This is a genomic window from Streptomyces sp. LS1784, from assembly GCF_020103755.1.
Classification (GTDB): Bacteria; Actinomycetota; Actinomycetes; order Streptomycetales; family Streptomycetaceae; genus Kitasatospora.
Genome location: NZ_JAHSQD010000683.1, coordinates 1 through 3,912, shown reverse-complemented (window position 1 = coordinate 3,912; position 3,912 = coordinate 1). Strand labels below are relative to the sequence as shown.

Genomic DNA, 3,912 nt, shown 5'->3' with positions numbered 1-3,912 from the left:
ACCCGCGGGCCGTGGAGTGGCAGCGGATGCACGCGGTCGCAGCGGTGTTCCACGTCCAGCACGGCCATCTCGACCCCACCGACAGGACGAAGCACGCGGAGCTGATCTCCTGGCTCGCCCGTCAGCGCCACCTGGGCGGCCAGGGCCTGGTCGATGCGGCCCGGGTCAGCGAGTTGGACGCGTTCGGCATGACCGGCCGGATGTCGGTGAGGACTGCTGAGCGCTGCCGCCTGAGCGGGATCCCGCCGACGCTCCCGCCCAGTCGATCAGTTTCTGACGCTGGTGCCCCGCCCCAGACCAGGCCTGCGGGTCCGGCCCGGCACCACTCCTGTGCCGGACCCGCGGTTCGTCAGCGTGGAGCCTGCGCCGCGCGCCCGGCGCGGACTGCGGCGAGCACCTCCTTGTGCAGGGCCTGCAGGCCGGCCGCGGGGATGGGTACCGGGCTGCCGGTGAGGGTGTAGGTCTCCTCGGCGCCGGTGTACTCGATGGTGATGTCGGCGAGGTTGTCGGGGCGGGCGGTGGTGGTGACGGTCAGGTCGCCGGTGATGACGCCGACTTGGTCGGTCATGGCGCCGCCGGGCCCGACGAGGACCTGGTCGCGGAGCCGGGCCGGCTCGGTGGGCGCGTGCATCAGTCGCAGGTGTCCAGCATGGTGGTGAGCTTGTCCTTCTCCGGGCCGGTGATGTTCAGCGTGTACTCGTACTTCACACTGATCCAGGCCCGCGAATAGGTGCACCGGAAGTCGACGTTCGGAGGCGCCCACTGGTCCGGGCTCTGGTCGCCCTTGGAACGGTTGGAGGAGGCGGAGACCGCGATCAGCTGGCTGTGGTCGAGGTCGTTCGCGAAGCGCTTGCGGGTGGCCGTGTCCCACGTGTCGGCGCCGACCGGCGGGGAGCGTCATTCCGAGCACGCGATATTCACATCAACCCCTACAGCCCACCCCGAGGGCCAGCAGGCCATCCCGCGCACCCAGGACGCCGTCGCCGCAGCTCTGCCGCCGGCGCAGCGGATGGAGTTCTACCGGGAGATGGGTGAGGCCGACGTCGAGACGATCGGCGGCGTCCTGAAGCCCTGGTGGCTCCGGGCGGAGCTGTACCGGGACCCGGAGGGCGACCGCATCCACGCCGCCGTCCAGGCCGGCACCGCCCCCGGCACCTCCGCCTCCGCCGTCCTGCGTCGGCGCCCACCACAGCGACCGTGAGAGCAGCCCGCGTGGCCGCCCAGATACGAGGATTGACGACTACGCGGCCCTGCGGTTTACGCGGCCTACCCTGCCGCGTGGGCCGGTGGTGTCAGAGGTTCTGCAAGTAGGCAGTGTGAACGGCGAACTCCACCTTCTCAGGGGCGTCGCGTGGGGAGGGCGCCCGGGAGGTGGGGCCACGTCTTCCCCGACGGACTGCTCATCCCGGACCTGGTCGCCGCCGACGCAAAGGCCGCCGCCGACGCCGGCTCGGTGCACACCGCGCACGACATCAGTGCAGACGCGGAACGGGATGTCGCTTTGCCTGCCACCAAGGCGTAAGGCCCGCACGGAGCTCCGCCGGCCGATTTGAGCCTGACGTGGCGTCAGGCCGCACAGTGGCAGCAGTTGATGAGGTTCCCTAAACTGGAGGCACTTAACGATGTCCGTACTCAAGCGTACCGTGACCGTGCTCACTGTCGCAGTCGGCACCGTGGGCTTGACGTTCGCCCTGTCCGGCTCCGCCTGGGCGGGATCCAACGGCAGGGCCTGGAGCCAGGCCTGGGGCCGATACGCCGACGCCGTGTGCGACCTCCAGTTCGTGTCGTACGGCGACCACTTCTACCTGAACGACAACCTCAAGGACGGCGCCGGCTGCTACGCCACGTGGGGAACCTTGGACTACGGGTCGGGCGTCCTGTACAACTCGAACGGTGCGGGGACCACCGTCCACAAGAACTACGACTTCCCCGAAGGGACCTATCTCAGTTTTAAGGTGTGCGTCCGCGATAACGGTGTCGTCGTGCAGGAGACCTGCACGGAGTTCTGGGGGCAGGCATAGTACTCCAGCAGGACTTCTCCATTCCCGCTGGGTGCTCGGTGGGCGCTCAGCCAGCGGCCTCCTGAGCCGGCCGGCGGAGGAGGGCGAGGCGGCTGGCGGTGCGGTCGAGGTCGCGCATGAGGGTGGAGCCCGTGGAGAGGCCGGCGAGCGGATCAGCGCCGATCAGGACCAGGCGGACGTCGCGGTCGCAGCAGACGTCGACCAGGTTGGCGAAGCGCCGACGGCCGTCGGGGGATGCCTCGGTGAGCGGTGGGACGCCGTCGAGGACGATGGTGGGGAAGCGGTCGGCGAGTGTGAGGTAGTCCGCGACGGCGGTGAGGCCCTCGCACAGCTCCTGGAAGCCGAACCACACGTGGTCCTCGCGGACTGCCCGGGCCGACAGCTCACGGTGGTGAGCGGTCACCGAACCCGCTTCCTCGGGCCGGGGCGGAGTGAGACCGGCCGAGGTCTCGTCGCCGGGGCGGAGACGGGCGCCGAGGTCGAACCCGTGAGCGCGGTCAGGCCGGGGCTGCCGCCGGAAGTCGACCGGCCCGCAGACATCGAGCACGTCCATCCGCTCCTCGATCAGCCTGATCGTCGGCTCGAAGAGGTGGTGGTACAGCGGGTCGGGCATCAGCCCGGCGGGCGGGTAGTTGGACGTGGTGACAAGAGTGATCCGCCGCTCCAGCAGGGTGCGGAGGAGACGGGCGACCAGCATCGCGTCACCCGCGTCGTGGGCGTGGAACTCATCGAAGACGAGAATCCGGCAGTTGCCGAGCAGCTCGTCCACGGCTCGGTCCACCGCCGCGCCGTCCGCGGTCCGACTCTCGGCGTGGTGGGCGACACCCTCGTGCAGTCGGCGGAAGAAGTCGTGGAAGTGCAGCCGTCGCTTGCGCGGGGTCGGCAGCCCGTCGAGGAAGGTGTTCACCAGCCAGCTCTTGCCGCGGCCGACCGGGCCCCAGAGGTAGAGATGCCGCGGACTGCGGCGCAGCCGCCAGGCCGGGTGGGCCAGCTCGCCGGCCAGCCGGCTGAGTCGTTCGACCGGGAACTCCTGGGCGGGGTCGAGCGTGAATCCGTGCTGCCCCGCGGCCCGGTGGAAGTGCCCACGCATCGCCTCGTACTGCTTCTGCACCCTGTCCGTCACGGGTCCGGACCATAGCAGGGCATCAGAACCATCGAGATCAGCGGGAGTTGCCTGGTCCGTGGCCCCTTCGCAGCTCCTCCGGCGTGATGCGGGACTCGACCGAACGTCCCGCACCCGGACGGAGCGTTTCCCTTCGGTGCCGGAAGACGGCTGGCACCGTGACCCGCCCTGACTGATCGCGGCCGGGTATGGGTGACGAGGCGTTCCCCGGCTCGGCGGCTGATCGTCGTGCCGGGCTCGAGCGAGCACCTCACCCTGGGCGGGGTCGTCGTCCGAACGACCTGGCACGAGCCCGCCTGCCCGGGCTGGACCCGGCGGTGACCACCAGCGGCGCAAGGGCGGGCACGGGGCCGCTCCGGGTGCCGAAGGAGGAGGCGTACACCCGCGGGTCCGGCCTGCTCGACAGCCTCGGTGTGAAGGACGTCCTGGGCACCGACACCGGTGCGTTGTCCGGAGGTGAGCGCCAACGCGTCGCCGTGGCACGGGCGCTGATCGGGCAACCCCGAGTCGTCCTTGCGGACGAGCCGACCGGCGCCCTGGACGGAAAGGCCTCGACCACCGTCTCGGACCTGCTCTTCTCCCTGCCCTCGCGATACGGGTGCGCCCTCGTCGTTGTCACGCACAATCCGGAGGTGGCGGCACGCGCCGACCGGGTGCTGGCGATGGCCGACGGCCGTCTCGCGCCGGCCGGCAGCGCGGGGGTCGCCCGGTGACCCGTGCGACCAGCCCCCGTACCACCGGCGGCTCCGGCCGGCCGACACCGGGGCG

Annotated in this window: 7 protein-coding genes; 5 read left to right on the top strand and 2 right to left on the bottom strand. The window is 70.8% G+C overall.

Annotated features, from left to right (window positions below; translation table 11 throughout):
* The first annotated feature begins 11 nt into the window (after window positions 1-11).
* A complete protein-coding gene (locus KS423_RS48670) occupies window positions 12-461 on the top strand; it encodes a helicase associated domain-containing protein (protein ID WP_374120140.1) in 450 nt (149 codons plus the stop codon).
* Here the strand turns inward: KS423_RS48670 and KS423_RS40480 are convergent.
* Entirely contained in the window at window positions 350-631 is a 282-nt protein-coding gene (locus KS423_RS40480; RefSeq protein WP_224284727.1) for a hypothetical protein, read from the bottom strand. The genes KS423_RS48670 and KS423_RS40480 overlap by 112 nt on opposite strands.
* Before the next feature lie 153 nt (window positions 632-784).
* On the opposite strand from KS423_RS40480, the gene KS423_RS40470 reads away from it, so the two are divergent.
* The 3 genes from KS423_RS40470 (at window position 785) to KS423_RS40460 (ending at window position 2,021) form a co-directional block, all read left to right on the top strand.
* Entirely contained in the window at window positions 785-1,201 is a 417-nt protein-coding gene (locus KS423_RS40470) for a hypothetical protein (RefSeq protein WP_224284726.1), read from the top strand.
* 150 nt (window positions 1,202-1,351) lie between these two features.
* A complete protein-coding gene (locus KS423_RS40465) occupies window positions 1,352-1,522 on the top strand; it encodes a hypothetical protein (protein WP_224284725.1) in 171 nt (56 codons plus the stop codon).
* 100 nt (window positions 1,523-1,622) lie between these two features.
* Window positions 1,623-2,021 carry a hypothetical protein gene (locus KS423_RS40460; RefSeq protein WP_224284724.1) on the top strand — a complete coding sequence of 133 codons (399 nt, stop codon included), beginning with the start codon at window positions 1,623-1,625 and terminating at the stop codon, window positions 2,019-2,021.
* Window positions 2,022-2,067: 46 nt separating this feature from the next.
* Here KS423_RS40460 and zapE read toward each other — a convergent pair whose 3' ends face one another.
* Window positions 2,068-3,144: a cell division protein ZapE gene (zapE, locus tag KS423_RS40455; protein WP_224284723.1), complete on the bottom strand. Its 1,077-nt coding sequence runs from the start codon at window positions 3,142-3,144 to the stop codon at window positions 2,068-2,070.
* Window positions 3,145-3,461: 317 nt separating this feature from the next.
* On the opposite strand from zapE, the gene KS423_RS40450 reads away from it, so the two are divergent.
* Window positions 3,462-3,857 carry an ATP-binding cassette domain-containing protein gene (locus tag KS423_RS40450; RefSeq protein WP_308020305.1) on the top strand — a complete coding sequence of 132 codons (396 nt, stop codon included), beginning with the start codon at window positions 3,462-3,464 and terminating at the stop codon, window positions 3,855-3,857.
* Window positions 3,858-3,912 lie beyond the last annotated feature (55 nt).

Coding starts and splice junctions, on each gene's coding strand:
- KS423_RS40480 (WP_224284727.1), bottom strand. CDS start 631: ATGCACGCGCCCACCGAGCCGGCCCGGCTCCGCGACCAGGTCCTCGTC.
- KS423_RS40460 (WP_224284724.1), top strand. CDS start 1,623: ATGTCCGTACTCAAGCGTACCGTGACCGTGCTCACTGTCGCAGTCGGC.